The organism is Micromonospora sp. HM5-17, assembly GCF_003762835.1.
GTDB lineage: Bacteria > Actinomycetota > Actinomycetes > Mycobacteriales > Micromonosporaceae > Plantactinospora.
On the sequence record NZ_RJWA01000010.1, the window covers coordinates 56,526 to 83,122 of the forward strand.

The window sequence follows — 26,597 nt, forward strand, 5'->3', positions numbered from 1 at the left end:
CGGCTCTTTCGCCACGTGAACAGGCTCCACAGGTCGGGAGCATACGCACTACCACTGCGCCCGTACACCCCGCCAACAGGTGCGCCCCGCGTGCGGTGGCACGCGGGGCGCACGGGAGCGGCCGGCGGCTACTCGGCTGCGGCCGGCATCGGAGTCAGGTCGATCAGCTCGGCCGGCATTTCCACCACCACGGCCGGGTCGATCTCCACCGTCGCCGACGCCGCGATCGCCTGGGCCTTGCGCAGCTTCGCCGACACCTTGCCCGCCAGCGTCTTGAGGTGGTCCACCCGCTGCCGGTAGGCGCCCACTCCGCCGTCGGCGCCCGCGAGCAGCCGCGCCAGGTCCACCGGGTTCAGCTGCGACAGTTCCTGCAGGATCTCGCCGGCGGTGGCCAGCCGGTCGATTTTGCTTACGACCTTCTTCCGCTCCGCGACGACCTTCTCCTGCGCCTCCTCGTCGTGCTCCGACTCGTCAAGCCGAAAGAACCCGCCCTGCTCCTCGGCCGCCTTGCACGCCTTCGCGAACGCCTCGGCGTCTCGCGCCGACGAGAACTCGGCCCGCGCCCACTTCACCAGGAAGCGCCGCTGCTGGTCGGGCGACAGCTTGCACACGTACCAGGCGACGCCCACCTGCAGCTGGCTCTTCGCCACCAGCTCCTGCGCCTCGTCAACGAGGCCGAGCAGGTCGATCCGCCACCCGATGTACGGCTGGCTCTTGCCGAACAGCTCGGCGATCGCCTCGACCTCCCAGCCGGCCGCCGCGAGGCGCTGGTACGCGTTGGCCTCTTCCATCGGCGTCATGTCCTGCCGGTTGACGTTCTCGGCGACCTGCGCGATGAACGCTGCCTCGTCGTCCATCTCCCACACCATGGCGGCCAACTCGTCGATACCGCCCTGCTGGGCGGCCCGCCAGCGCCGCTCGCCGACGACCAGGCGGTACCGGCCGGGGGTCTTCGTCTTGCGCACCGCGACCGGCTGGAGCTGGCCGATCTTCTGCATCGACTGCGCCAGCTCGGCCAGCTCCTCCTCGGTGAACTGCTTGCGAGGCTGGTCCGGGTCCGGCTCGATCTTGCTGACCGGGATGTTCCTCAGGGCTGGCTTCTTGGCAACCACGATCGTTCCTCCACTGTGAACGGTGTACGTGTGTCGTACATGTTCATTGTATGCCAGGAACGATCTTGCGGTCAATGTTTTATGTACAGCTTGGCGAGTTTGTTAGGCCGTGAGCTGGGCACGCTTCCGGTTGACGAGTCGAGATGGGATCCTGAGCTGGGGCGGCCGGTAGAGGATCGGTGTTCTCGGGGCGAGCATCGCGGCCACGCGGGCCACCGTCTCATCATCCATGTCGACGTCGTCCACCCTTCCGGACTCCAGCTCCGCTGCAATCCTCTGCGCCAGTCTCAGTACCTCGATCTTCTTGCCGCGATCCACCAGCTCCGCCTCCGATAGATGCGTTAGCGGTCCGACTGTGATCCCACAGCCGGACCGGGCTATAACGCGCCCCAAGACGTGGCTGATGGTAAACCTGGGACGACTACCCGCGACAGATCAAATCCTCTGGTGGGTCAACGCTGGTAGTGCTTTCGGTTCTATTTCCAGACGAACTCCAACCGGTCAGTGTCCAAACGGGCCACTCCGGCGCGCGTTGCGGGCTTGACGACGATCCGGTCGAGGACTAGCGCCAACATGTCCCGCCGCCTCTCGAGCGGAGCATCAACCCACCACGCCGCAAGGGCATCCGGCGTCGTCGCGGGCAGCGACCGCAGCCGCTCCGCCTGGGCCAGACTCTCCTGCAGGGCTTTCCGCTCGCGCCGAGCCTCAGCCTCGATCGCCTTGAGCGTGTCGATGCTGATCTGCCGCTGCGCGTACGCCTGCCCCGCCTCCTTCAGCCGCTCTCCGATGGCTTCCACTGCCGCAGTGATGTGCTCCGTGCCGGAGGCCGCGGCGCCAACCGCCGCCTCCAGGCGGGCGCGCACCTTCGGCGACGCCAGGCGGGCCAGTGCCCGCACGGTGACCTCCTCCTCAAGGCGTTCCGCCGCGATGCGGATTCGACCACACCCGTAGCTCGGGCTGCCCGATCGGCACACGTATCCACGCTTGCCACTATTGCTGGGCTGGGTGTAGAGCGTCTTGCCGCACGGGCGTGTGCCTCCCTGTCCGTCAGGCAGGGGGAATCCGCACACCAGGAATCCGCCCGACAACAGGTACTTGCGCACGTTGGTCGCGTACGGCTGCTTCCGCGCCGGGTCGTCGAGCAGCTCTAGGAGCTTCCTGTGCGTGGCCTCGTCAATGATCGCTGGCCATTCGCCTGGGCCGACGACGTCCCCGCGGTACGTCTTGAGCCCCGCGAGCCGCGGGTTCTTCAGCAGCCGGCTGAGCGACTGCTGGGTCCACGGACGCGAGGCTGACGTGGTGACATTGCGCGCACGCAGGTCCGCGACGATGGATCGCATGCTCTCGCCGGCGAGCAGCCGCTTCACCACTTCCTGGATGATTGCCGCCTCGTGAGGGACGATCTGCCGTCCCGTCTCGTCATACCCGTAGCAACGCATCTCCGACCCCTGGGTCCACGACGGCAGTGCCTCTGCTTTCGGACAAGCTCAACGACGCCTAGTTCGGCGTCGATCTATGGCGGCCCCGTCCGCCCGGATGATCGACAGCCGACGCGAGTCTGGCGCAGCAACGGCGCAGTCGCGGACTGTCGCCGTACTACCCGCCCCTCCGCAGAGGCTCCACGTCGCGCTCATCGACGCTCCATCCCTGGTCAACGTGCTCTGCAACCAACCGCTGCCGGCAACCCCCGGTTGGCAGCAGCCTGTGAGGTTACCGTGCCAAGGCTGGTTGCAGTGCTGCACAGTGTCATACCTTACGCAGTGTTTACACCACTTAGGGCCATCTATACGGTAGCAGTGGGCGATGGCACCGTGCCACCTACACCTACATGTGACCTGCTCACACAGTGTCCCTCTCACTGTGCCGTTAGCTCATACGGTAGGTATGAACCCTTCCGGAAACTGGTCGGCAACCTTACAGCTCCTCACCGCCTGTAATCGACTGGCGCAGCACTGTCCCTTACCCGCAATGACATGAGCCCGGCGTCCCCGTAAGGGGCGCCGGGCTCATGTTTCGTCCGGGTTGGCATTCGGGGCGGGCCAGGCGTCCGTCCCCCGACAGCCACCAAGCCCGCCCCACGGCCCGACCGGCGCAGGCCGGTCAGTCCGGTCTCATTCAACCATTGCGGCCGTATGGTGCGCCACTACAGCGAAACCCACCGGCCGCGCTCGAGGTACTGAATCGAGACGCATCCGTAGTTCGGCTCCCCGTAGTCACGCAGTGGCCCGAAGTCGGAGTCCGACCCCGGCTCGTCCTGCGTCCAGATCTGGCCCTCGTACACCACGCCCCGCTCCGCCGGGTCGACAGGCTTCCCGTCGAGGATCGCGCTCTCGTCGATGTCGCCCTCGTCGAGCAGCCGGAAGCGCCGCCCCTGCGTCCGAGCGCGCTTGACCATCTCCTCGGTCGCCTGCGACGGCCCGCTGATCCCGACCGAGGACTCCGACGTGCCGTGCAGCTCGTGGTCTCGGTCGCGGGTGATGACCCAGGCGTAGGGGTGCTCGCGGAACCGGGCAGCCCACTCTGCCTGCACCATTGCCATGGACACCATGTCTCCTCCTCACATCCCGCCGGCGGCGGACGCCGCCAGCTCCTTAGCTTCTGCAGCGCGTTGCTGCGCCGCCTTGACTTCCGCGATCCGGTCGCGACCCCACCGCTCCCCGCGACCGCAGTGCTGGCCGAGCTTGGCGCCGGTCAAGGGGCTGCCGGCGGCGACCGAGTCGAGGTACCGCCGGTACGCCCGCACGTACAGCTGCCGCGTCGCGGCATCCAGCCGGGAGAGCACCGGCTCGAAGCCGAACGGCAGCTGGTCGTCGTCCGGCCGGGGCTCCGGCTCCGGCAGCGGCAGCGCCTCTGCCACAGCGGCGGGCGGCTCCGGGTCCGGCACCGGCAACGGCACGGGTTCGGGCGCCGGCTCCGCCACCGGGTCGGGCGCCGGCAACGGCATCCGGTCCGGCTCCGGCAGCGGCTCCGGCAACGGCATCGGCACCGGGTCGGCTGGCGGGTCGGCAACGGCAGGCGCGGCCGGGGCGGGCCGATCGGCCCCCGGCGGCGTCGCCACCCGGTCCGGCACCGGCTCGTCGACCGGCGGCACCGGCGCGCCTGGAGGCGCCGCCTGGAGCGCCAGGGCCTCGGCAGCGATAGCCCGCCGCCGCTCCTGGGCGAGCGTGAACAGCGCGATCGACGCGACGATGATCAGGCCGTCGGCCGACAGCGGCAGGGTAGCCGCGGTCAGCCAGTCCTCGCCGTACTCCAGAGCCAGGTCCCGCATGTGCCGGTAGCTCGCCAGCGCGGCGACCCCGGCAACGGCGAGGGTGGCGAGCAGCCGCACCGTCCTCAGGATCCACGACCGCGGTGCCGGCACCCGCATGACGACCTCGGCACAGAGCAACAGGGCGAGCGGCGCCCAGCCGGCAATCGCCTTGGCGCCGAGGCTGACGTCGGCGTGCGCGATGTTCGCGGCCAGCGAGGCGGCAATGCCGGCAACGAACGCCACCCAGGCGACGCCCCACTCATCGCTGCCGGGCCGGCTGGGCACCGCCACCTTCCCCACGTGAACCACTGCCGGCACCTACCCGGCTGCCGGCGCGGCGTTGCCGCTGTCACGGGCCATCGCCGCCAGCGCCGTCAGCGCCGCCCGCAGCGTCGCCGTGCTGTGCCGCTTCGGCGATGCCGCCAGGTGCTCGGCGATGACGAGCCAGGCGTCGCGTGGGTAAGCCGGGTCGAGCCGTGTGCGGGCGTAGGCCTCGTGCATCCACCGCCCGGCCAGCTTCACCGCCCGCTGGCCGCCCATGTCCGCGAGGCAGCCGCGGCACCAGCTGGCGGGCGCGCCCTCGTACTCGCCGCCGTCGTCGACGACCAGGGCGCGCAGCGCCAGCTTGATCACCACCGTCTCGGCCGCTGCCGGCGCTTCCGGCAGAGCGAACGGGTCCTCCACAGTTCTCCTCCAATGCGTTGCAGGCCGCCCGGGTGCTCCGGGCGGCCCCGGTCGGTGGTCAGAGCAGGGTGAGCGTTTCGGCCCCGCGCCCCGCGTCGGCGGAGCTGGCGACGACCGCCCGCTCGTACTCCCACAGGTGTTGGCGGCAGAGCCACTGCTCTTCCGTCCACGGCTCGATGTCCTCGCCGGTCTCCGGGTCGAGGAGGCACAGCCCGTCGTGCCCGCAGCGGTCGCCGTCGTGCTCGATCGTCAGCTTGGCGACGCCCCGCTCGGTGCACGGGCCGCCGTCCTGCTCGGGCACGAACTCGGCGTTCATGGTCGGGATCTCGATGCGCTGGGTGCAGAGCAGGACGGGGGCGGTCGGGGCGGTCATGGTCGGTACCTCCAGGCAGGGTGGGTGGGTTGAGGTCGGGAAGGGGTGGCGGGCGCGCTCCTCGAGCGCGCCCGCCGGGGTGCTCAGTGGTTCCAGCCGCCGCGCGGCGCGCGGTACGCCTTGATCTCGACGGTGAACTCGCTGCCGTCGCTCAGCCGCAGCACGACGCCGCTGTTCGAGGTCATGAAGCCGGCGCTGGAGAGCGTCAGGACCTCGTCGATCTCGACCGGGGCGCCCTCCGCGTCGTGCAGGACCGCAAGGTGCCCGCCGATCTCGCCGGCGGCCAGCTCCAGGTCGGCCTCCTGCATGGCGCCCAGCAGGGCCTGCTCGATGACGTCCTGGTGGGTGGGCATGACTTCCTCCTTGTTAGGGGGAGAAGGGGAGCGGTGCGTACATAAACATTGTAGGCAAAAAGCGATCTTGGCGTACAGGTTTTATGTATATCTTGGGCCGTGTAGCAGGTCACACAGGCGCCGACACCGCAGGCCCCTCCACGGAGACCGCCGAACGGCCTCGATCGGGTCGGGAAGTGAGGAGGTGCCGGGACGAAGGCTTAGACAGGCTGTGGGCGGGCGAAGCCCTCAGGCGCGTCCCGCTCCGGGAACCGGCGCGCCTCCAGCTCGGCCGCTGCCTCCAGCAACCACGCCGGCTGCGCCCGGCGCGCGGCCTCCGGCCGGGCCAGCACCCGGCCGCCCGGCGACGTTGTCTCCGCACCGCACGCCTGGCACCAGGTCGTCAGCCACAGCAGACCGCGCCCCTGCTCCGTCGACCCGGCCAGCAGGCCACCGCAGCCGCACACGCCGACCGGACGGCCGGCGTCGACCGCCGAGACGTACGCCTCGACGTCCACCGTGCCGTCGCGCAGCAGTGCCGTGCTGATGGCCACCACACACACCTCTCCGCTGGTCGAGGCTTCCTCAGTGTGGGACGGGGCCGGGTCGAAGATCAACATTGTTCGACCCGGCCCCACCGGTCACTCCTCCTCGACGGACGGCAGTGCCAGGAGCTCACCGAGCGCCAGCCGGCCGTCCCGGTACGCCGCCGCCACCTCCTTCCGTCCGCCGGTCTTCCACGTCAGCCGCGTGGCCGGCGGGGCCGGCTCGGCGACCCGAACGAAGTCGAGTACCCGGCCGGTCTCGCCGTCGACGACCGTGCCATCCGGCTCGACCCGCATCCGGGCCAGCAGCGCCTTACGCCACGCCGGCCGGACCGTCTCCACCGGTGCCGGCGTCGTGACCTCCACCTCGGTCGGGTGCTCCTGCTTGCACCAGGCGAGGAAGCCGGCTTCCTCGACGATGAACCCGGGCTCAGGAGTGCTCAGGCTGAGCTGGGCGACCGCCCGTCCGCAGCCGGGCACCCGCACCTCGACCGTCGTCACCCCGAGCTGGTTGTGCAGGTCGATCAGTCCGCTGTCGGCCTCGTGCCGGGCGGCGTCGTACGCCTTCTTCACCTCGTCGGCGAGGGCCTTGAGCACGGCGGCCCGCATCGCCACCTCGGGGAGCTGCTGCCTGGTCACCGGGTCACCTCCGCCAGGTCGGCCCGGCCGCTGGCCTCAGCTGGCGGCTGCTCGGTCACCTGGGCGGCTGGTTCCGTCTTCACATCGCCGCGCGGCTGGCCCGGCGGCTCGTTGGGCGTCGCGCCGGCCATGCGGGCGGCCCGGCGAGCCATCTCCGCCCCGGCCTCCTCTGAGGCGTCGATGTCGGCGGCCTGGGCGAGCGACGTCTTTCGCGCGGCGGCGATCTCCTGGCCCCGCGCGTTGAACGCGGGTCGCAGCTTCTGCGTCATGCCGAGCCGCTGTGCTCGCTGCCACAGCACCTCCAGGTCCTCCCGGGAGCTGCACGCGGCGAGCGCCTTCGGCCAGTCGACGTCGGCCGGCGGCTCGCCGTTCTCCAGCCAGTCAAGCAGCTGGTGCGCCAGGTCGGCGCCCGGCTTGTAGATCACCTGGTCAGCCAGGGCGTCGCACCGGCTCTTCGTGATCCGCAGGAAGTGCTCCGCGTCGATGTCGCCAACGATGTCGAACTCGTACTCGATCCCATCGCGCTGGTCGGGCTGCATGCCCAGCTTGGAGACCTTCGCCTTGCCGTCCGAACCTTCGGTCAGCTCGTACCGTTGCTTAGAGCGCAGGCAGACCGCGACGTGGCCCGGGTACGACATCAGGGCCTCGATGTACGCCCGCTCGATCGGGCGGACCTGCTTCCAGCCGTCCATCGATCGGCCGCTGTGGTTGCGGGCGAACAGGTCGACCAGCTCCAGGATGCCGCCAGGCCCGAACCAGTAGTGCGACAGGCTGTCGACCATGAACCCGGCGAAGCCCTCGTTGGCAGCCTCGTCGATCAGCTCGACCAGCTGCCGCGGGTCGTACTTCACCGGGGAGATCTTCGAGAACCCGTACCCGCCGGCCTCCTCCGGCGTCATGTCCAGGACTCCGGGCAGCTCCGGGTTGGCGGCGTACTTGTCGGCCGAGTCCCGCTCGGTGTCGACGACGGCGATCCGCTCGATGCCGTCAGCGACCGTCCGGCAGCCAGTCAGCGTGTAGAGCAGCTTGAGGCTGGTGAGCGTCTTGCCGGAGCCGGACGGCCCGGCGAGCGCGATCCGTGCCTTCGCCTGCTTCCTCGTCGCAGGCTTGAACCTTGACACGTCTTCGTCCCTTTCCACGTGAACGAACTTACAAAGGCTATACGGCTACTGAACGTGATTGCGGCCGTATAGATCGAGGCCATGCGAAAGCCCGGTGTGGACCTGGCAGGCCAGTGCTCCGACAGCGGCAGGGAAGCCGCAGTCGGAGTGCCGACAGATGACCGGCGTACCGAACGCCGTGCAGGCCGTGTCGGCCTCGTGCCGCCAGTCGTCGCCTGCGGGAACGAGCAGCCCGCCACAGGTGGCGCACTGGGCGACGTCGACTGTCGGCAGGGGGACAGTCACTTCCCGATCACTCTCCTTCCGTGTTCCCGTACGACCGCCAGGTGGCGGCCGTGCAGCGGGGCCGATCTCCTGCATCCAGGGAAGGCGCAGTAGCCGTTCGGCCCCTCGACGTACCGGTGGTCGGCGAGCGTGCCGCCGCCAACCGGTAGGTCCTGTTTCCCGTTTGGATTGAGTCCGCGTGGCGGACTAGAACCGTCCGCCAGGCGGACTAGCTCTAGTCCGCGACCCGGACTAGAACCGGCCATCTCTGGTCCGTCTCCCGGACCAGCAAGCCGGGGCGAATCGGACGCTGCTGGTCCGACTCTCGGACCAGCCCTGCGGGTCTCTTCCCGCTCGTCTGGTCCGGGTGGCGGACGCGTCTCGTCCCCCACTAGTCCGGTGAGCGGACCAGACGGCACCGTTAGCCGGTACACCGTCCGAGCCTTCTTCGACCGCGCGTCCGCCACGGAGGGCCGGGTCCGAACCACCCAGCCCTCCTTCTCCAGCTTGTTGAGCCACGCGGCCACGGTGGACCGGGCGAGCCCGGTTCCGTTGACCAGATCCGTGAGGCTCGGCGTGAACCGCTCGGGGATCGTGGCCGTGGCGTGGTCCGTCCACGTCAGCAGCGTCAAGACGAGCTGGCGGCCAGGAGGATCCAACGTGCACTCCTTGCTCCTGACCGCGCGTTCGACCGTCCACCGGTCGACCATGCAGGCGGCCTCTCTGTGCAGCGCCGCCAGCGCACCGCACCCCGAACTGGCGTACGATGCGCGTGCGACCCGTTATCCGATCCGGGTACGTCTCCACCGGCCCCGCCAGATGACCGCCTGGCGGGGCCGAGACGTTCTCCGGCACCTTACACCCGACGTGTACGGCCGCAGTGCCTCCGGGCATCCTCATACCCTCACGCCGTCCCGGCCTCGGGCTCGCCCGGGTCCCGCTTGATGCCCCACGGATCCCACACGATCGTCCGGTTCGTCCGCTCGGCGAACGCGTAGATGGTCGGCACCTTCCAGACCGGGTTGTTGCTCACCTCGCCGTCCTCCTTGGGCAGCACACCCTTCGACCGCCACTGGTACGGCGTGTTGTCCTTCACGTCGAACATCCGGCCGATCTCCTTGAGGCCCACGACGGGCGGCGGGGAGATCGGCCCCTCTTCGATCAGGTTGTCGGCGACCGAACGGACCGCCGCCCTCAACTGGGTCTTGCTCACCTTCACGTTCCTCTCCTCCCACGACGGGCGCCGTACAGAGAGAATGTACGGCACCACCCCGCGGGATCGATCACAGCGCCGCAGCGGCTCCGAGGTCAGAACCGCAGGGCAGCGGTCCGGCCGCGAGGCCCGACGTCGCCGCACTGGGCAAGATCTTGGCCATCTTCCCTCCTGTTCATGGCAGACGAGACGTACAAAGACATTGTATAGGATAGGCCATCTCGACGTCAATATTGTATGTATGTCCGGGACATCCTTTGCTCGGCCTGCGCGCAGCCGGCTATGCTGGTGTCTCCACGTGAACGCAAGGAGCCCCGGACCACGGTCCGGGGCTCCTTGCTATCCGGGGCGGCTACGTCACCGCGACGGCGTGCGGGAACTTCACCGCCTCGCCACATGCCGTGATCTGCAAGTAGCGGGGCCGTCCCGGCGCGCCGATGTGCGTGACCGTTCCCGTGTTCGCCTCCAGCGTGAGCTGGATCGTTGTCGACAGGTCCGTGTCCGCGTCCCGCTTGATGTACCGCAGCGCGTCGCAGTTCATCACCGGGCCGCCCTCCGTCCGGAACCGGTAGAACTCGGTGATCTGAACCGCGGGGGAGCCAGCCCGCATCAGCCGGAACAACGGCTGCACCCCGGCGGCCGACGAGCTGACGCCGCCGCCCAGCTCCACCCGGTACGCCGTCCGCGCCCGCAGCACCATCGGCACGGACAACACCACGGTCTGGGCCGTCACGGCCGGCGAGTTGTTCTCCGCCCACGCCAGCCCGTCCGGGCCGACACCGGGGGCGGGTGGTCCCGCCCAGCCGACAATGTGGTTCCCGGACGGCGGCGACTTCACCACCATGACCCGGGCGCCGACCGCGACGGGCCCCACCATGGACACGACGCGAATCGGCACCGTGTCGCCGTCGTAGACAGCCCGGATCGTCCCGTCGGCCGCCACGCTCACCACTGTCGCGGGCCGCAGCCGCCACATCAGCCCGAGCCGGCTCGCCCGCTCCAGCACCGCCTCGGCGATCGCTTTCACCGGCAGATGGCCATACGGATCCCTCACGCCGGATCATCCCCGTCCGTCGTCGGATACGCCCGGCGAAGCGTGTGCCGCATCTCCCCGCCCGGGGCGAGCGCCATCGTCCAGCCGGTCTCCAGCCACAGCTGCCCGTCCCACCGCACCACGTCGTAGCCGTCGTGCCGCGGGTCAGGCGGCGTACTCAGCTCCACCGACTCGTAGATCGTCTGCTGTATGCCCAGCGTCCGCGCGTATACCGTCACCAGCGCCTGCGATGGCAGCTGCGCCTCCACCACCCTCGGCAGCACGAACCCGCGTCGGGCGATCGAGTGCGGCGCCGACGCCGGCACGTCGTACGTGCCGACCAGCGGGGCCGCGTCCGAACCTGGGTCGTTGCTGACGACGACGAACCGGTTCGGCGCCGTCAGCAGGTCCGACACGCGCGAGATTGAGTTGCGGACCACCCGCCGGGACGCGTCCAGGTCGATCGTCGGCGCCTGGCCAGCCGGCTCGAACGCGCGCCGCAGCCGCAGCCGGCCCTGGTGGTCGAACCACGGCTTGAAGTACCCGCCCATCGTCGCCAGGTCCCGCAGGGCGCTAGCCCGGGAGGTGCCCGGCGACCAGGAGCTCACCGACCGCTGCTCGGTCGAGTCCATCGCCACCTCGCCGATCGGCAACCCATCCAGCAGCCGGGCCACCGCCTGGTCGACGAGCTGCCCGCCCGCGTCGAACCCGCTCTCCAGCTCCTGGTCGACGATGAACATCTCGTCGAACAGGGTCAGCGGAGCCGTCGACCCGCCGCTGCGCACCACCTCCACACTGTCGGCGATCATGTACCGGCCCAGCGGGTACACGCTGGGCGGCCGGTCGCCGACCACCATCGAGATCGCCACCCGGTCCGTCAGCGGGTTCACCCGCTCGGCGTCCACCGCCCCGAGGGTCAGCCCGGACACCCGCCGCACGATCGTCGCCGTGACATCGTGGCTCAGGCTCGGTGTCGTCCCGCGTAGCGGAGTCAGCGGCCCGCGCCGCACCCCAGTGCGGCCGTCGATCAAGTCGAAGCGGAACGACACCGCCCGCTGCCCAACGTGGTCGGGCAGATCGAGCAGGTCACGCGGTGCCGCAGATGCCAAGCCCATTCACCTCCCACCTCAGGCCCTGCGCGTCGACGAACGACGTGGTGCCCTTCGGCAGCGCCTCGAAGTCCGGCGCGGTGATGATCGGGCCGTCGATGCCGTTGCGTACCTCCACCCGCGACACCGTGACCCCGCCCCGCACCCACAGCGAGAAGAATCCGGGGTCCAGGTCCAGCGGCTCCGGGTAGTCGGTCGCGCTGTACACCAGCGTCCACGCCACCCCGTCCAGCGACGTGTACAGGTCCATCCGCGCCAGGCCGCCGCCCGCGTCCTGCTCGTACGTGGCGCGGACCCACCGGCGCTGGCGGGTCACCACCTGAAGCACGTCGGTACTGACGCACTGGTAGAAGACGTCCTGGCCGAACACCTCGACGCACGTCTCGACCTCGGAAACCATGAAGTCCCAGCCGTTGGAGACAAACCCGTCCGGGTCCGAGGTGTAATGCTCAACTGCCACGGCCCACTGGTCGGCCGAGGTGCGCAGCTCCACGCGGATGTCGAAGTCGGCCATCGGCTCGCGCACGCGGAAGTCGTCGACATCCATCGTCGCGGTCACGTTCGTGTTGCCGGCCGTCAACGCGCCCCGCACACCCGTCCGGCCGGCCACCGCCAGGCTGGAGTCCACGACCTGCGCCGGGTAGTTGTAGAAGTCGCCGCCGTCCTTCCATGCCCCGGCGCGCACGACCGAGCCGCGTACCTGCATCCGCAGCCAGATCCAGTCCCCCGGCGCCCAGGTCACCGGGTCCCAGTTCCTGTCTTCCTGGATCTCCAGCGGCGCGATCGTGGTCAGCGTCCCACCCACCAGCTTCTCCAAGCCCACGCCGAGGGTCCCGTCCGGGTTGAACGCGAGCCGGGCCAGGTAGTGGTTGTTGGCGTCGACGTACCTGCCGAGCAGGTAGCCGTTGACCGGCTGGGTGAGGGCCGCCGTGTCGAGACGGAACCGCGCCCGAATGTCGACGTCGAGCCGGTCGGGGCCGGTGACGATCCCCTTGCCGGCCGGGGACGGCCCGAGCGCCACCTCGTCGACGTAGAGCAGGTGGCTCGCCGGCGGCGTGCCGTCCATGACCACGTTGACACTGGCCTTCGCCGTCGCCGGGTTCGTCGGGGCCGTGCTGAACGTCAGTCGGGTCCACGTGTTCGCGGCCACCGCGATGGGACTGCTCGACGAGGTGTTCAGGTAGGTGCTGGCCGCGTCGAACCAGTTGATCGACAGGACGACGTTGCGGGCCACCGCGCACCGCACCCACGCCACCGCCCGCCAGGTCACGCCCACCGCCGCACCGGTCACCTGGTTCGACTCGATCCGCACCTGCGCGGTCACGCCGTCCGGCGTCACCAACCCCGACGCGACGCCCTCGTGCGCCTGCGCCGTCGAGCGGACGAGCGTGCACCCGAACGTCGTCCACCCGGCCACGGTCGTCTCGAAGAACGGGTTGCTGTTGCGGTACTCCACCAGCTTGATCCGGCCGGCGCCGCCCGTCACGGACACGTCCTCCGGCGGGCCCATGTCAATCGTCCACGGCAGGCCCGGCGTCTCGGTGCTACCCAATCCACCCGCCGGCACATCCCGCGTGAAGCTGTCGTCGACCACGATCGGGTCCAGGCCGGGCGGCGTGTCCGCGTCGGCGGTCACCGCGTCGACGGTGCCCTCCGGGCGAAGGCCCTCACACGGCGCCGGCCCGCCGTCCAGCGGCGCCGGCGTGTCGGTGACCTCGACGACGGTCAGCTGCGCCAGGTGCAGGTGCCCCCGCTTGCGGGACCGCCGCACCGATGCGGACGGCACGAGCAGCGCCGCCAGCCAGCGGTTGCCCAGCTCGTCACGCACGCACACGTACGGCAACGTGTCCCACGCCAGGTCCCGCAGATCCGTGAACCCCTTGTCCATCGTCCCCGGCGGCACCGCCGCCGCGTTGACCAGCACCGTGCGGGTGAACTCCACCCCGCCCCGCTCCAGCGGCCGGAAAGCCGTGCGGTAGTCCCGGTCGAACATCGCCTGCAGCTCGACCTGGCCCGCCTCCGGGAACGTGAACTCCTCGGCGCTCTGGCGCTCCCAGCTCATGACGTAGGCCAGGTTCGCGGCCGGGCTGCGGTTGCTGGTCAGGATCAGCACCCCCACGTCGACGCCGGTGCCGGTCACACCTGGCGCGGGGATGGTGGCGGCGACGGGCGCGGACCACGGGCCGGCGATGCCGGTGCGGTGCACCATCCGGATCCGGTACCGCGACTCGACGCCCACCCGGGCCTCGTAGTCGTCGACCGCGGTGACGTTCGGCTCGACGACCTTCGCGATCGTCTCCCACTCGCCGGACGGCATCGTGTCGTCCTGGCGCTGCACCTCGTAGTGGCCCCACCCCGCGACTACCGCCGTGTTGATCGCCGTCCACGACAGCTGGTGGTAGTGGATGCCGGTCGGGATGCCGCCCACCGGCCGCTGGCAGTTCTCGTCGACCACGGTCAGCGGCTGCACCGCCGACTGCACCGCCAGGCCGGTCACCGCGTCCATCTCCTGCGCCAGCATGAGCGTCAGGTCAACGGACACGTCGCTGTTGCCGTCGATCGTTGCGTACCCGCCGAGGTCCCCATACCCGGGCTGGGACGGTGAGGAGCCCAGGAGGGTGTGGGGTTCCGCGTCGGCGCCGAGGACCTGCCACGGCACCTCGCCGTCGGCACTGCTGTAAAACGCCCAACACGTCGTCCCGCCGGCGCCGCTCGCCACGTACGGCGGCTCCAGCCGCAGCGTGACCTCCTTCCAACCTCCGGCCACCTCCGGCAGCGCGTCGAACTCGTCGACCGTGATCGAGGCGCTCGGGCCGAGCCGCACCCACGTATCGGCCGGGTCGACCTGGAAGAGCTCCAGCGGGTCCTTCGTGCCCGGCAGGTGGCGGGCGTAGAACCTCGCCCACACGTACGTACCGGCGACGTCGTTGAGCAGCCGCTGCATCGTCGCGCCCGGCCCGTAATGGTCGTACAGCGTGCCGACCGCCTGCGCGAGGTACCCGTGCGAGCTGATGTCGGCGGTGCCGGGTGCGCTCGCACCCGCGTACATGACGATCGCCGGCATCTCGCTGACCGTCTCCACGGTCGGCACCGACCCCTCGCGCAGCGTCTTGCGCAGCAGCACCCCCCGGTGGCCAGGGAACGGCCCCACCGACCCCAGCCGGTCGACCGGCACAGGCACCGGCGACGCCACCGACATCTGCCCCGAGTACGCCTGCCCCACGGTGACCGCGTACTCGTACCCGGCGCGGAGGGGCACGTCGTACCCGAAGTTGTACATCTCGACGAGCGGGATCTCGTAGTAGTAGCCGCCGATGAGGGCCGCGCCGTCGGAGATGTCCAGGCCGCCGCCCGCGACACGGTTCTCCTCCCCGTACGTGATCTCCAGGGCCAGGTAGTGCACCTGGAAAACGGCGCTCGCCGCGGCGGCCGCGCTGGTCTGGAGCCGCACGTTGACGTTCGTGCCACCCGATCCGGACAGCGCTATCAGCCCCGACGTCGGCGCCAGGCCGCCCGCCCACTTCCACGGCAGCCGGGTCTTCGTCGTCAGGGGCGTGTCGGCCGTGCTCCACCACGGGTTCAGCTCGCCTAGGCGGGCCCGGCGCGGGGTGGTGACCTCGGTATGCAGGGCAGGCCCCGTCAACGTCTCGTCCATCACCCAGTTCAGTCCGGCCGACGGTCGTTCCAGGCCCAGCGTCACCGCCGGGGACAGGTCCGCGAACGGGCCCGACATCACGTAGAGCACCGACACGTCGAGGATCCGCCGGTACCGCAACGCGCCCTGCACCTGCGACGAGCCGGTGTCGAACCAGAACCGGCAGGCCGCGTTCGGGCCCGTCAGCGTGATGTGCCGGGGGTCGGATGGGTTGTGCACGGCGTCGTTGGGCTGCGCGGCGCCGCCCGCCAGGGCCGCACCGCCGAGCAGTTCGCCCCCCGTGCAGGCGATCACCAGCTTGCGGATCGGGCCGGTGCCTGCCACCACATCGGACCGGTAGAGGTTGACCAGCAGCTCCTTGCGGGTCGGCCGACCCGGCGGCGGCGCGGTCGCGAACAGCCGCACCCGCCCCAGGCCCTCCTCCGACGAGCTGTAGTCGTGGCGGGCCTTGAACGTGTAGCCGACTTCGCTGGCGGTGTCGAGCAGCACCGCGTCAGCCACGAGCGGCGCCCACTGCATTCCGATGACGTACGGCCAGTCCGGGTTGTAGTTCCCCACTCAGATCGTCCTCACCGTCGTGGCCACGTCCCGCCGGGCCAACGTCTGCCACACGCCTTCGCCGACCGCCCGGCCGGCCTCCAGCGCCTCCTGCCGGGTCGGCATGACACCCTCGAACACCACAGAGATCGCGCCCCGGCCGAACACGATCGGCGTCCCGCCGCCCTGCCCGAGCTGGCCGGCGAGGATCCGCAGCAGCCCCGACTCCTCGGCCAGCTCCCGCGCCCGGCGGGGCCGGGTCAGCGGGATGACCACCTCGTCGCCGGCCTCGCCGCCGACGAACAACGTCGGCCGGCGCAGGATCGCGCCGTCGGCCAGGTACGGGATGCGGGGCAGCGACCCGGGCAGCAGCGCGTCGACCCGGCTGATGCCGGAGTTGATCGCGCCGATGATCCGGTTGAGCTGGGTCCGGATGGTGCCGGTGATCGCCGAGGCGATGCTGCCCAGCGACGGCACCCGCCGCAACCCGTCGACCAGCCGGCCGATCAGCGCGCTGCCGGCAGACAAGAACCGGCTGGCGTACCCGGAGATGCGGCCCGGGATCCCCGCGATGTACGACACGATCGCGTTGAAGCCGTTCACCGCCGCGGTCCGGCCGGCGTTGACCGCGCCGGTGAACGTCGACGAGATGATGCTCCCGAGCCGGGACAGCGCCGACAGGATCCGGCCCGGCAACGCCGTCGCGAATCCGACCACGGCGTTGACGCCGGCCAGGAACAGCGATCGGGCCAGGTTCCACGCCTGGGTGAACAGGTTGCCCAGCAGGGCCGGGAGCTGCTGCACCGCGGCGATGATCTGCCCCGGCAGCTGCGTGACCGCGTAGAGGATCAGTCCGATGCCGACGCCCAGCGCCTCCAACGCCATCCTCGCCGCCGACGTGAACAGGTTCCACAGCATCTGCGGCAGGCTGGCCAGGAATGCGCCGATCCGGCCCGGCAGCTCGGCGAACCACGTCCCGACCGCGGTGAAGAACCCGACGACGGCGTTCCACGCCGACGAGAACGCGCCGCCGATCGCCGACCCGACACCAGCCCAGTCGATCGTGTTCAGCCACCCGGCGACCTTGCCGAGCCAGTCGGCGACCCCGGACAGCGGCGACAACAGCCACGCCAGCGCGCCGGCGATCGCCTGGACCAACGGGACGACCGCCCGCGACGCCAGGAACGACACCAGCAGCGCCGCGACCTTGATCAGCGGCGCGGCCAGCGCCACCAGCACCCCGGCGAGCTGCGCCGCCAGCTCGATCAGGGGAGTCAACGCCACCACGATGGCGACGACCGGCGGCAGCAGCGACACGATCGCCGGGATCAGCGGCATCAGCGCGGTGACGACCTGCACGATCAGCGGGCCGAGGGCGTTGAGCACAGGCGCGAGGGCGCTGCCCAGCGCGGCGACGACCTGGCCGAGCGGCTGCCCCAGCTGGGTGAACAGCTTGGCGAGTAGCCCGGCGGCGGGGGCGAGGACCGCGGTGAGCGTCTGCCCGATCTGGAGCAGGACCGGGGCTAGCGCGGATACCAGCGGACCGATCAGCGGCCTGAGGGCGGCGAGGGCCTGCGCCAGCGGCCCGACAAGGAGGGTTACCAGCTGGCCGACGACAGGCAGCAGCGGAGCGAGGGCCAGCGCGATCGACGCAATCACCTGGCCGACCGGCCCGAGCGCGGGCGCGAGGGCCTGCACGCCGGTCGACAGGGCCGCGAACACGGGGCCGAGCGCCGCGCCGAGCGCGGAGATCGCTGGCGCGAGACCGTTGGCGAGGGCCTGCAAGGCGGGGACGATCGCCTGCGCGATCGGCAGCAGCGCCGGCACCAGCGAGCTGCTGATAATCCCGACCAGCGTCCCGAACACCGGGGACAACCCGGCCGCGACGGTGGCCAGCGCGGTGAAGATCCCGGTCAGGGCGGTGCCGCCCTCTGCCGAGGCCAGGAACTCCCGCGCCGCCGTGGTGGCGTTGACCAGGTTGGTCAGGAGCGCGTTGCCTGTCGCACCGGCGGCGGCGCCGAGGACGGAGCCGATGATCCCGGCGACGTTGCGGGCGATCTGGCCGAGCTGTGACAGCACACCCAGGGCGCGCTCGAGGACGGCGCTCGCCTCACCGGATGCGGCGACCGACGACAGCCAGAGCCCGAACCCGGTGGCAGCATCGCCGGCGGCTGCCGAGAGCTGCTCGACAGCGGGCAGCGCGATCACCGCGATGTCCCGGAACCCGGCCAGCAGCGGCCCGGTCGCCACCGTCAGGTTGGCGACCGACACCCGGGTGGTGTCGAGCACCGAGCGCAGTGCGTCAACGGTCGCCGCTTCCCGCGCGAACTCCAGCGCCCGGCGGGCGGCGAGACCGTAGTACACCGCGATGTCCGCGAGGCCGGTGCGGAGCGGCCCGGACAGCACGGCCGCGGTGGCGCTGATCTGGCCGACGATCGGGGCGGCGAAGGCGTCCTGCGCGGCGGCGCGGATCTCCCGCAGCGGAGGCGACACGGCCTGGAACTCCCGGGCGAGGCGCTGTGCCTGCGGGGACAGGTTCTTGATCGCGTCGGCGAACTTCGCCGCATCGCCCTCTGCGGCTGCCGTGAGGGTGTCGCCGAGGCCGGAGGTAGCCAGGCGCAGGGTGCCGATGGCGGCGGCGCCAACGGCGATGGCGGCCGGGATTGCCACAGCGGCGCCGCCGACCTGGGCGATCGCGCCGGCCAGCCCGACGAGCTGGGTGGTGGCCGAGGCGGCGATCGTCCCGATCGACCCGATCTTGAAGGCGGCTTGCAGGCCCTTCCGCAGGTCGGGCCCGAAGCGCCTCACGTCGCCGACGATCTCGATGTACGCGCGCCCGAGTGCCACATGATCAGCGTAGGCGGTCCTATACGCCCGCTGTCGTTCATTGCGGCCGTATGCCTTTTCGTGCCTCACACCCCGCCTTGACGTTGCACACGGTCGAGCCCGACGATCGTCGGGGTAGGCAACCCCGTGCAACTTGTTCCAGAGAGGCTGGGAGATGCGGCTAACGTTCCTGGGCAAGGAGACAACAGGCGGGCAGAGCCCGACCCTGTACGCGACCGACCGTGACAGCTACGTCGTGCAGGGGTGGCGCGTCAGCGACGCCGACATCCTCGCCCGCTCAGAAACAGATCAGGAGACCGTTGTTGAGGTACCCGCCAGGCTCATGACCCACCTGGCCAAGAACGGCCTGAACGGGCAGGTGAAGCGGATAGCGCCGCCGATCGTCCACGTAACCCAGCGGGGGACCTACATCATCCGAGGATCGCGGATGACCGACGCCGCCGCGCTCGCCCAGATGGACATCCCGCCGCACGAATCCTGCGTCGAGGTGCCCGCCGAGCAAATGCAGAACCTGGTACAGAACATTGATGAATCCGATCACCAGTAGAGAGTTTGAATCCCTGTTTCGCCCCGGCGTCCGCGCCTTTCACTTGGAGATGCGGGATGTCTACCGGGTCGAACAGGAAGACGTCCCTTTCCAGAGATGGATCCAAGGGCTGCCGGACGACTATTCCTGGCGCGAGGAGTGGCTGTCCTTCGTCCGCGCCGTCACCTCAGCCGGTACGGTGATTCAACGAGTGCGGATCGTCACAGAGCCCCATTCGGATTACGTACGCTGGGAGCGAGAGCTGGACCCCCAGAACGCCAAGGCCGGTGAAGACATCCGCTACTTGCCCCGCGCGCAGGCAAGCGACATCACCCTTCCCGCCGAGGACTGCTGGCTGTTTGACGACGACCAGCTCGTCTTGAGCCTGTTCAAGCCAGACGGACGCTCCGGCGGCTACGCCACTGAGGACGACCCACAGCTCGTGGCCCAGTACCGGGCGGTGCGTGACGAGGTGTGGGCGCGTGCGATCCCGTACGCCGAGTACCACCCAGCAGGCTAGTGTCCACCCCGGCCCGTCAGGCCCGCGAGGCGTTGGGCGTCAGGCTCAGGGACATCCGGCATGACGCCGGACTGACGGGCCGGGCGCTGGCCGCCAACGCCGGCTGGCACTACACCAAGGTCTCCAAGCTGGAACACGGCGTCATCAACGCGTCCGAGAACGACGTACGCACGTGGTGCCGCATCTGCAACGCCGAAGACCAGATACCAGACCTGGTCGCGGCCGTCCGCTCCATCGACACAATGTTCGTCGAGTGGCGCCGGCAGCTCAGATCCGGCACCAAGCGGCGACAGAAGGAAAGCGTCCGCTTCGAGGCCGAGACGACGTTCTTTCGCGCCTTCGAGCCGATGTTCATACCCGGGCTGCTTCAGACTGCCGAGTACGCCGCGGCCCTGCTAACCAGCTTCATCGACTTCCACGGCCTGCCGGATGACGTAGACGACGGCGTGGAGGCTCGCATGGAGCGGCAGAAGATTCTCTACCGGGGAGAGCACCGGTTTCACATGGTCTTCTGCGAAACGGCCCTGACACTGGGCATCGCCCCAGCAGATGTTTTGGTTGGCCAACTCGATCGCCTGCTGGCCGCTTCGACTCTTCCACGTGTTCACATGGGAATCATCCCAACTCGGGCCACTCACAAATTCCTGCCGCTACACGGCTTCTGGATACTCGACAACACGACGGTCCTCATCGAGACGATCTCGGCCGAAATCAAACTGACGCAGCCGCGGGACATCGCGGTCTACGCCAAAGCATTCGAGCGGTTGGCGTCGTCCGCCGTCTACGGCCGTGACGCCCGGAGCCTGATCACCAGCGCCCTCAGGAGCCTCGACGACGCGAGTTGATGCAACTTCGTGCAACATCCTCCCCTTCGACGCGGCCCGTTCCCTACCGTCACCACGTGCCACGGCAATGTGATCGGGCGATCACGGCCGGTGGCGCGACGTGAGGTACGAGGGCACACATCACCTGGGGGCTAGTCGTGGTCGTCAGTGGTTTGCGTCAGACCCATCCGAAAGCCAACACCCACAGCCAGGCCACTAGCGGACACGGGATCGAAGTACCCGACCCGTGCCCTACGGAACCCATCCCCGGGTTCGGTTGTCTGGCCCTGACCGCCGGGCAGCGCGAAACCATCACAGCGTACGTGCTGACCATCCACCGGGCCGACAGCGGCCTGTTCACGCTCAGGCTGGCCTGGCCGCCGCTGACCATCCGTCGTCGCTGCGTGTGGTGCCGCAACCCGTGGCCCTGCGCCGCGGCCGAGTGGGCGCGCCGCGCCGACGTCAAGACGGCAATCGGGCGGGCGCTGTGATCACGACCCCCGCGCTACAGGCGCCCATCGGACTCGACCACGAGCAGGACTGGTCACGCGGCGGCGACTGGTGCACCTGCGGATCCCGCTGGCATGCCTGCCCCCTCCGCCAGCGCAGCTCGTCGACCTCGACACACCAGGTACCCCCGCCGGACTTCACCCCGTCGAGCGGTCCGCTCGACGGCCCGCGCCTCACGCCCGCCTGGGTCGGACCAAACATCATCCACCGGCACATCGCCGCAGCGCTGACCGGTCGAGGCGGCCAGCAGCGGCGGCGAGGAAACGGCGGCCGCTGGTGACACGACTCCGCTCCAACGTGATCCCGAATCTCAAAGGGTCCGTGATGTACCAGCACTGTGTCGAGGTCTACCTACGACACCAGCCCGGTCCGGGCGGCAGCTGCACCTGCGGATACCTGGGATGTCGAGCCCGTTACAACGCGAGCATCGTTATCCACGCCGCGGGTGTCGATCCCACCTCATTGACCGCCGCCGACGCTAAACCGCGCCCGTGGCACGAACGGTCGGTACGTCCGCGGCAGGACGAGGCCAACGCCGCGCCTCCATCCCAGGGTGCGCAGGTCCCCCCGGCAGCCTCCGGGATCGCAGCAACTTCCGAGGCGGGACCTGCGGCGCCCGAGCGAGGGTGGGGCGCCGACCCGACGGCGCCCCACCCTCCGGCAACCCCAAACGGCGGGCCACGCTGGTGACCGGCGCCGGCCGGCCGGCCATGGCCGCCAGCACCGACCCCTACCTGCTGCGCAACCTCGTCTGGTGCGGGCCGTGCGACATCCCCATGGCTCCGGCCCATGAGCCACGCGGCGACAAGCGGCGTGCCTACAAATGCCCGCTCGGCTGCCGCACAGCCGTGGTGCTCGCCGAGCCCGTCGAGTCGATGACGTGGCTCGCCGCCGAGCGCCACGCCACCGTCGCCGCGATCGCCTCCATCTACCGGCAGTCCGTGCTGGAGATGCTGCTGGTCAAGGTCCTCGTCGGGGCCACCGCCGACGACGTGTCCTTCGTCTGGCGCACCTAACCTGAGACCCCGCCGGCCGTCGGCACCGGAGCCGCCGCGGCCGGCGGGCCGGGCCCGCGCGTCCCGACTTCCCCCGTAGCCGGACGCCGGGCAACCGGCGGGCGCGTCGCGTCCCTGAGCACCCGCGCGACGCGCCCGCCAACCGGCCCTGACCGATGCCTGTCACCCTCGGCCGCTACCGTTAATGGCGTCCGCCCCCCGGCAGCCACCAGCACGCATGGCTGTCGGGAGGAGCTTTCCTTGCACATCATCAGCCGCGCCGAATGGGGCGCCAGACCACCACGCAGCCGTGAGGCCGTGCCCTGGTCCAAGCGCACAGGCTTCATGGGGCACTACAGCGCCGCGAGCGCGACGCAAAGCCCCAGGCAGATCCAGGCCTTCCACATGGACGTCAGACTGGGCGGATGTCGGGTACAACTTCCTGATCAACTCGCTGAACGGCGACATCTACGAGGGCCGGGGCTGGACCGTTCTCGGCGCCCACTGCGCCGGCCACAACACGCCCAACATCGGCGTCTGCATCATCGGCCTGGACCGCCCGAACCGCCAGGACGTCTCCGACGCCGCCCGGCGCAGCTTCCGCTGGCTGTACGAGGAAGCCAACCGCCGAAAGGGCTCCAAGCTGGCCCTCCTCGGCCACCGCGACCGCGGTGCCACCGCCTGCCCCGGGGACGAGATCTACAGCTGGCTACGCGCTGGCCTGCCCATCGTCGGATCGACCCCCACACCCGCCCCGCCGAAGCCGGGACGGCCCGCGCCCGGCCCCGCCGTCGCGTTCCCGCTGCCGGCCGGCTGGTACTTCGGCCCGGCGTCTGGACCGGACTACAGCGTCTCCGGCAAGTACCTGCGCACCTTCAAAGGCCGCACCGACAGGCAGTGGATCCAGGAATGGACCAACCAGCTCAGCCGGCGGGGCTGGAGCATCGGCAAGGGCGAGCGGTGGCTCACCAAGTACGGCAACGACGGCATCTACGGGCCGGAGTACAAGGCGCTCATCACCGCCTTCCAGAAGGACCAGAACCTGCTCGTCGACGGGCTCCTCGGCCGGCAGACCTGGGACGCCGCCTACCACAACCCGGTCACGTAGGAGCCGCACAGTGAATGCCGCGGTGATCGTCGCGCTCATCGGTGGCGGGTCCATCGCCGGCGTCGTCGTCGACCGGTTTCTCACCTGGCTGCTCGGGCGGCGGACGCGGGACCTCACGCTCGCCGACCTGAGCAACCAGATCGCGGAACGCACCCTCACCCGGCTGGAGGCCCAGCTCGCCAGCGCCGAGCGGCAGGTGGCCACCGCGAACGCCACCATCGCCGAGCTGCGCAGCGAGGTCAACCAGTTGCGGGCCGAACTCGCGGCCCGCGCCAACGTTGCCGCCGAGCGGGACCGGCTCCTCGCCGAGAACGCGCACCTCAAGGCCCAGATCCGCCAACTCACCGGAGGTACCCCATGAGCACCAACCCGGGCACGCCCGCCACCAACCTGTCGGCGCAGGCGCCGTCCTCTCCGTCACCATCAAGGCGATCCTCATCGCCCTTGCCGCGCTCGGCTGGGTGCCGATCACGGAGGAGGCCATCACCGAAGTCACCCTCGCCGTGGCGGCCATCGCCGACGCACTCGTCTACTTCGGCCTCATCAAGCCCCGGGTCAACCAGCTCAAGCAGCAGGCCGCCGCCAGCCAGGCCGCGCAGATCGACCTGGGACAGATTCCGCCGTACCAGCCGCCGCGCGGCACCACCTTCCGCGGCGACCGGGACCTGCGGTAGCCCCAACGAGCCGCGAAGGGCGACCCCCCGCCCGGGGTCGCCCTTCTTCATGCCACCGCGCCGGGACTACGCCGTACGGGCCGCACCGCGCAGGCTGCCCAACGCCCGCTCGAACGAGTCGTCCGTCTCCTCGTCCGACCATTCCTCGCGGCCCTCCAGCTCGGCGCCGGCCGGCGGCGTCGTCAGCTGCCGATGGAACTTCGCGATGTCCTTCTCCGTCGCCCCCTCCACCCACCAGGCGTAGATCACGTCCAGCAGCGACGGTAGCGGCAGCCTCAGCGGCTCCCGCCCGGTGCGGAGAAGCATCGTGCCGTGGAACTCGGGCCAGCGGTTGACCGCCAGGTCTAGGAGCCGCTGCCCGACCCAGTAGGGCGGCCGGACCACACCTCGCACACGTACTCGAAGATCCGCATCGCGTCCGAGAAGTCGAACTCGTCGTCGGTGCTGAGCAGCCGCTTCTTGAACACCCGCAGACCCGCCGGGTCGAGCGTCTGCTCGAAGAAGTCGAGGACCGCCGCCACCTGGTCCTCCTGCGCCCGGCTCGACGACGCCGCCGCCAGCAGGTACGCCAGCTGCGCGTCCTTCGGCGCCCGGCACACCATCTCCACGCCGTCGAGCTTGAACGGCACGTCGGGCAACCTTCCGCCGTCGCTGCTCTGCGCCGCCTTGGCGCTGGTCGTGAACTCCCGCATCTCTTCCCCAATCACCGGACGATCCGGAACCCCGCCGGAACCGCCACCTCTTCCATCGCCTCCCGCAGCCACGGCTGCGGCCTCGTGCCCGGGTGGTCCACATAGGTCGTGAACACCACCTCGCCGCCCGTCTCGAACCGCAGCACGCCACCCGGTCGCCGGGGCCGGATGATGTGCGGGCCGATGCCGTCGTGCACGTACTCGGCGTACTCGACGTCGTTGACCACGAACCCGTACACCTGGCCGAGGCGCACGCCGACCTCCTCGCGGTGTGCTGACCGGAGCCGGCCCGTGTCGACCGGGCACTTCAGCACCGCCCGGGTCCGCACCCGGCGGGCCACCGACCGGACGAACGACACCACCGGCCCAACCGGGCCGGTGAGGAGCTGCCGCATCTCTCCCTGGAACAGGTCGACGCGGGCCTTGATGACCAGCGCCATCAACGGCGACGCGACCGCTTCGCCCCGGCCGGCTCGGCCTCATCCACGCCGGCGGCTACGGCGTCCGCCGCCGTCGCTTCACCCTCCGGCGGCGCCGGCGGCTGGGTCGGCGGATCCTCCCGCTCGACGAGCTCGTAGCGGCCCAACCGCACCAGCTTCGCCAACCGGGCCGTCCACTCCAGCACCTGCACCTCGCCGGCCTGGACGCCCGGCATGTTCACCAGCGCCCGCACCGTCACGAACTCACCGAGTTTCGGCATCGCTCACTCCTCATCCCCTCCGACGCACAGGGTGGTCATCACCGTCACCAGCAGCTCCTGCCCGACGCAGCCGCCGGACGGGCCGACGCTGGTTTGCTCGCCGACGAACACCTCTTCGACCGTTTCGACCTCGGGCAGCCGGCTCAGGACGGCCCGCCGAATCCGGCCGGCGTCGTCGGCGAGCACCGTCGCGGACCGCTCCAGGTCCTCCGCAGGGGGCGGGTTCCCGAAGTCGTCCTGACTCGGCGCGCACCGCGCGGTGCCGACGCCCAGCTCCACCGCCCAATACACCCCCGGGTCACACCCGTCGCCGATCGGCGTCGTCCGGCCCTGCGGGAACTCGCCCGGCCGTGTCGGGAACACGCGCACGATCCGCACCCACGCCTGCCCGTTGCAGCAGTCGTCGATGGCCACGTCCCGGCCGGGCACGACCGCCGTGGTGGCCGGCGTCCCACCCAGCGCGGCGACCAGCTCGTCAGCCACCGCGGCACGCAGCGCCACCGCGACCGGCCAAGCCACCGGGTCGGCCGGCACCACGGGCGCGGTCATGACGTCCTCCGGCGACCGCCGGCCAGGTCCGGCGACCACACCACCGAATCGCGGGGCAGCCGGTTCGGGTTGACCACCCGCAACCACTGGTCGACCTCGGGCAGCCCGGTCATGCCGTCCTTGGCGAGCTGCGCCGGGTCGAGGAACGTCTGCTGCACGCCCTGCCGCACCACTGACTGCACCCGCCGAGGCAGCCGGCACGTGCTGTCGGCCAGAATCGCCTTCGCCAGCTCGCACGCGTACTGCCCGGCCGCGAGCTGCCCGCCCACCGGCACCGGGATGCCACGCTGATAGGTCACAACGAAGCTGCCGGGCTCGGTGTCCGCCGCGGTGAAGTCCTGGCACTCCGGCCAGCAGTCCCCGTCAACCCGCACCAGCCACCGCCGGTCGTGCACCAGGTACGCGGCCGGCGGCACCACCTCGCCGTCGACGCGGACCTCCGTCACCCCGTGCACCGGACCGGCCAGGCCCACCTCGCACAGCCGCGACGAGCACGAGCAGCCAGGCCCGGAGCAGCCGCACCACGACACCCCAAGCCAGCCGTACGGCAGCGTCGGCAGGTATGGCAGCAACCGCCAGAAGTCGTATCCGTCCGGGCAGCTGCGCCGGCACGGCCGCACCGTCAACGAGCACAGGCCGAAGCGGCGACCGGACAGCGCCCACAGCACCTCCGTCGCCACACTGGTGGCCGTCGCCTTGATCTCGGCGTCCACGTCGGCCCAGCCCGCGCAGCCGGCCGTGATCAGCGGCCAGTCGCACGGGCCGGTCCGGACCGGCTGCGTCAC

Annotated in this window: 31 protein-coding genes; 8 read left to right on the top strand and 23 right to left on the bottom strand. The window is 70.4% G+C overall.

Translation table 11 applies throughout. The annotated features are described in order from the left end of the window. Positions 1-128: 128 nt before the first annotated feature. The 17 genes from EF879_RS28670 to EF879_RS23415 all read right to left on the bottom strand — a co-directional run bounded on the left by EF879_RS28670 (position 129) and on the right by EF879_RS23415 (position 18,714). On the bottom strand, positions 129-1,112 hold the full coding sequence (locus EF879_RS28670) for a ParB/RepB/Spo0J family partition protein (protein WP_158624268.1): 984 nt from the start codon (positions 1,110-1,112) through the stop codon (positions 129-131). Positions 1,113-1,214: 102 nt separating this feature from the next. Next, positions 1,215-1,430 carry a hypothetical protein gene (locus EF879_RS23340; protein ID WP_123562153.1) on the bottom strand — a complete coding sequence of 72 codons (216 nt, stop codon included), beginning with the start codon at positions 1,428-1,430 and terminating at the stop codon, positions 1,215-1,217. A gap of 158 nt (positions 1,431-1,588) precedes the next feature. Continuing rightward, positions 1,589-2,551, bottom strand: coding sequence for a recombinase family protein (locus tag EF879_RS23345; protein WP_123562155.1), 963 nt, complete (start codon positions 2,549-2,551; stop codon positions 1,589-1,591). A 704-nt stretch (positions 2,552-3,255) separates the two neighbouring features. Further along, complete coding sequence (locus tag EF879_RS23350; RefSeq protein WP_123562157.1) at positions 3,256-3,660, bottom strand: hypothetical protein; 405 nt, start codon at positions 3,658-3,660, stop codon at positions 3,256-3,258. Between the two features lie 9 nt (positions 3,661-3,669). Further along, complete coding sequence (locus EF879_RS23355; RefSeq protein ID WP_148086525.1) at positions 3,670-4,671, bottom strand: DUF2637 domain-containing protein; 1,002 nt, start codon at positions 4,669-4,671, stop codon at positions 3,670-3,672. Between the two features lie 9 nt (positions 4,672-4,680). After that, complete coding sequence (locus tag EF879_RS23360; protein ID WP_123562161.1) at positions 4,681-5,046, bottom strand: hypothetical protein; 366 nt, start codon at positions 5,044-5,046, stop codon at positions 4,681-4,683. Positions 5,047-5,104: 58 nt separating this feature from the next. Further along, positions 5,105-5,419 (bottom strand): hypothetical protein, encoded by a 315-nt coding sequence (locus EF879_RS23365; RefSeq protein ID WP_123562163.1) that lies wholly within the window; start codon positions 5,417-5,419, stop codon positions 5,105-5,107. Positions 5,420-5,502: 83 nt separating this feature from the next. Further along, the gene (locus EF879_RS23370) at positions 5,503-5,772 is read right to left on the bottom strand and encodes a hypothetical protein (protein ID WP_123562165.1); all 270 of its coding nucleotides are present in this window, start codon (positions 5,770-5,772) and stop codon (positions 5,503-5,505) included. Between the two features lie 200 nt (positions 5,773-5,972). Continuing rightward, a complete protein-coding gene (locus tag EF879_RS23375; protein WP_148086526.1) occupies positions 5,973-6,305 on the bottom strand; it encodes a hypothetical protein in 333 nt (110 codons plus the stop codon). A gap of 87 nt (positions 6,306-6,392) precedes the next feature. Next, on the bottom strand, positions 6,393-6,935 hold the full coding sequence (locus EF879_RS23380; protein ID WP_123562169.1) for a hypothetical protein: 543 nt from the start codon (positions 6,933-6,935) through the stop codon (positions 6,393-6,395). After that, complete coding sequence (locus tag EF879_RS23385; RefSeq protein ID WP_158624270.1) at positions 6,932-8,056, bottom strand: AAA family ATPase; 1,125 nt, start codon at positions 8,054-8,056, stop codon at positions 6,932-6,934. The genes EF879_RS23380 and EF879_RS23385 overlap by 4 nt, the downstream gene beginning before the upstream one ends. Positions 8,057-8,337: 281 nt before the next feature. After that, positions 8,338-9,030 (bottom strand): helix-turn-helix domain-containing protein, encoded by a 693-nt coding sequence (locus EF879_RS28900; protein WP_123562173.1) that lies wholly within the window; start codon positions 9,028-9,030, stop codon positions 8,338-8,340. 194 nt (positions 9,031-9,224) lie between these two features. After that, positions 9,225-9,539 (bottom strand): hypothetical protein, encoded by a 315-nt coding sequence (locus tag EF879_RS23395; RefSeq protein ID WP_123562175.1) that lies wholly within the window; start codon positions 9,537-9,539, stop codon positions 9,225-9,227. A 346-nt stretch (positions 9,540-9,885) separates the two neighbouring features. Beyond that, a complete protein-coding gene (locus EF879_RS23400) occupies positions 9,886-10,587 on the bottom strand; it encodes a hypothetical protein (RefSeq protein ID WP_148086527.1) in 702 nt (233 codons plus the stop codon). Next, positions 10,584-11,681 (bottom strand): hypothetical protein, encoded by a 1,098-nt coding sequence (locus EF879_RS23405; RefSeq protein WP_123562179.1) that lies wholly within the window; start codon positions 11,679-11,681, stop codon positions 10,584-10,586. Before EF879_RS23405 ends, EF879_RS23400 begins: the two co-directional genes overlap by 4 nt. Then, complete coding sequence (locus tag EF879_RS23410; RefSeq protein WP_123562181.1) at positions 11,653-15,888, bottom strand: hypothetical protein; 4,236 nt, start codon at positions 15,886-15,888, stop codon at positions 11,653-11,655. The genes EF879_RS23405 and EF879_RS23410 overlap by 29 nt, the downstream gene beginning before the upstream one ends. Further along, positions 15,889-18,714: a hypothetical protein gene (locus EF879_RS23415; RefSeq protein WP_123562183.1), complete on the bottom strand. Its 2,826-nt coding sequence runs from the start codon at positions 18,712-18,714 to the stop codon at positions 15,889-15,891. Positions 18,715-18,868: 154 nt separating this feature from the next. Between EF879_RS23415 and EF879_RS23420 the strand changes: the two genes are divergently transcribed. The 8 genes from EF879_RS23420 (at position 18,869) to EF879_RS27790 (ending at position 23,871) form a co-directional block, all read left to right on the top strand. Then, the gene (locus EF879_RS23420) at positions 18,869-19,261 is read left to right on the top strand and encodes a hypothetical protein (RefSeq protein WP_123562339.1); all 393 of its coding nucleotides are present in this window, start codon (positions 18,869-18,871) and stop codon (positions 19,259-19,261) included. After that, positions 19,242-19,760 carry a DUF6879 family protein gene (locus EF879_RS23425; RefSeq protein ID WP_123562185.1) on the top strand — a complete coding sequence of 173 codons (519 nt, stop codon included), beginning with the start codon at positions 19,242-19,244 and terminating at the stop codon, positions 19,758-19,760. Before EF879_RS23420 ends, EF879_RS23425 begins: the two co-directional genes overlap by 20 nt. Further along, on the top strand, positions 19,760-20,605 hold the full coding sequence (locus EF879_RS23430; protein ID WP_123562187.1) for a helix-turn-helix transcriptional regulator: 846 nt from the start codon (positions 19,760-19,762) through the stop codon (positions 20,603-20,605). Before EF879_RS23425 ends, EF879_RS23430 begins: the two co-directional genes overlap by 1 nt. A 302-nt stretch (positions 20,606-20,907) precedes the next feature. Beyond that, positions 20,908-21,075, top strand: coding sequence for a hypothetical protein (locus EF879_RS27370; protein WP_158624271.1), 168 nt, complete (start codon positions 20,908-20,910; stop codon positions 21,073-21,075). Between the two features lie 645 nt (positions 21,076-21,720). Then, a complete protein-coding gene (locus tag EF879_RS23440; protein WP_148086528.1) occupies positions 21,721-22,110 on the top strand; it encodes a hypothetical protein in 390 nt (129 codons plus the stop codon). A 289-nt stretch (positions 22,111-22,399) separates the two neighbouring features. Beyond that, the gene (locus EF879_RS23445) at positions 22,400-23,197 is read left to right on the top strand and encodes a peptidoglycan-binding protein (protein WP_370375553.1); all 798 of its coding nucleotides are present in this window, start codon (positions 22,400-22,402) and stop codon (positions 23,195-23,197) included. 10 nt (positions 23,198-23,207) lie between these two features. Then, positions 23,208-23,558 (top strand): hypothetical protein, encoded by a 351-nt coding sequence (locus EF879_RS23450; protein WP_148086529.1) that lies wholly within the window; start codon positions 23,208-23,210, stop codon positions 23,556-23,558. Positions 23,559-23,658: 100 nt separating this feature from the next. After that, positions 23,659-23,871: a hypothetical protein gene (locus EF879_RS27790; RefSeq protein WP_199736582.1), complete on the top strand. Its 213-nt coding sequence runs from the start codon at positions 23,659-23,661 to the stop codon at positions 23,869-23,871. Between the two features lie 66 nt (positions 23,872-23,937). Here EF879_RS27790 and EF879_RS23460 read toward each other — a convergent pair whose 3' ends face one another. Genes EF879_RS23460 through EF879_RS27375 form a run of 6 tightly spaced genes read right to left on the bottom strand, consistent with a single transcriptional unit; the run spans position 23,938 to position 26,597 of the window. Beyond that, a complete protein-coding gene (locus EF879_RS23460) occupies positions 23,938-24,255 on the bottom strand; it encodes a hypothetical protein (protein WP_123562197.1) in 318 nt (105 codons plus the stop codon). Further along, complete coding sequence (locus tag EF879_RS23465; protein WP_148086530.1) at positions 24,216-24,578, bottom strand: hypothetical protein; 363 nt, start codon at positions 24,576-24,578, stop codon at positions 24,216-24,218. Before EF879_RS23465 ends, EF879_RS23460 begins: the two co-directional genes overlap by 40 nt. Beyond that, positions 24,575-25,003 carry an HK97 gp10 family phage protein gene (locus EF879_RS23470; RefSeq protein WP_199736583.1) on the bottom strand — a complete coding sequence of 143 codons (429 nt, stop codon included), beginning with the start codon at positions 25,001-25,003 and terminating at the stop codon, positions 24,575-24,577. Before EF879_RS23470 ends, EF879_RS23465 begins: the two co-directional genes overlap by 4 nt. Then, the gene (locus EF879_RS23475; protein WP_123562200.1) at positions 25,003-25,263 is read right to left on the bottom strand and encodes a hypothetical protein; all 261 of its coding nucleotides are present in this window, start codon (positions 25,261-25,263) and stop codon (positions 25,003-25,005) included. Before EF879_RS23475 ends, EF879_RS23470 begins: the two co-directional genes overlap by 1 nt. A gap of 3 nt (positions 25,264-25,266) precedes the next feature. Then, on the bottom strand, positions 25,267-25,812 hold the full coding sequence (locus EF879_RS23480) for a hypothetical protein (RefSeq protein WP_148086531.1): 546 nt from the start codon (positions 25,810-25,812) through the stop codon (positions 25,267-25,269). After that, the gene (locus EF879_RS27375; protein ID WP_158624273.1) at positions 25,809-26,597 is read right to left on the bottom strand and encodes a hypothetical protein; all 789 of its coding nucleotides are present in this window, start codon (positions 26,595-26,597) and stop codon (positions 25,809-25,811) included. Before EF879_RS27375 ends, EF879_RS23480 begins: the two co-directional genes overlap by 4 nt.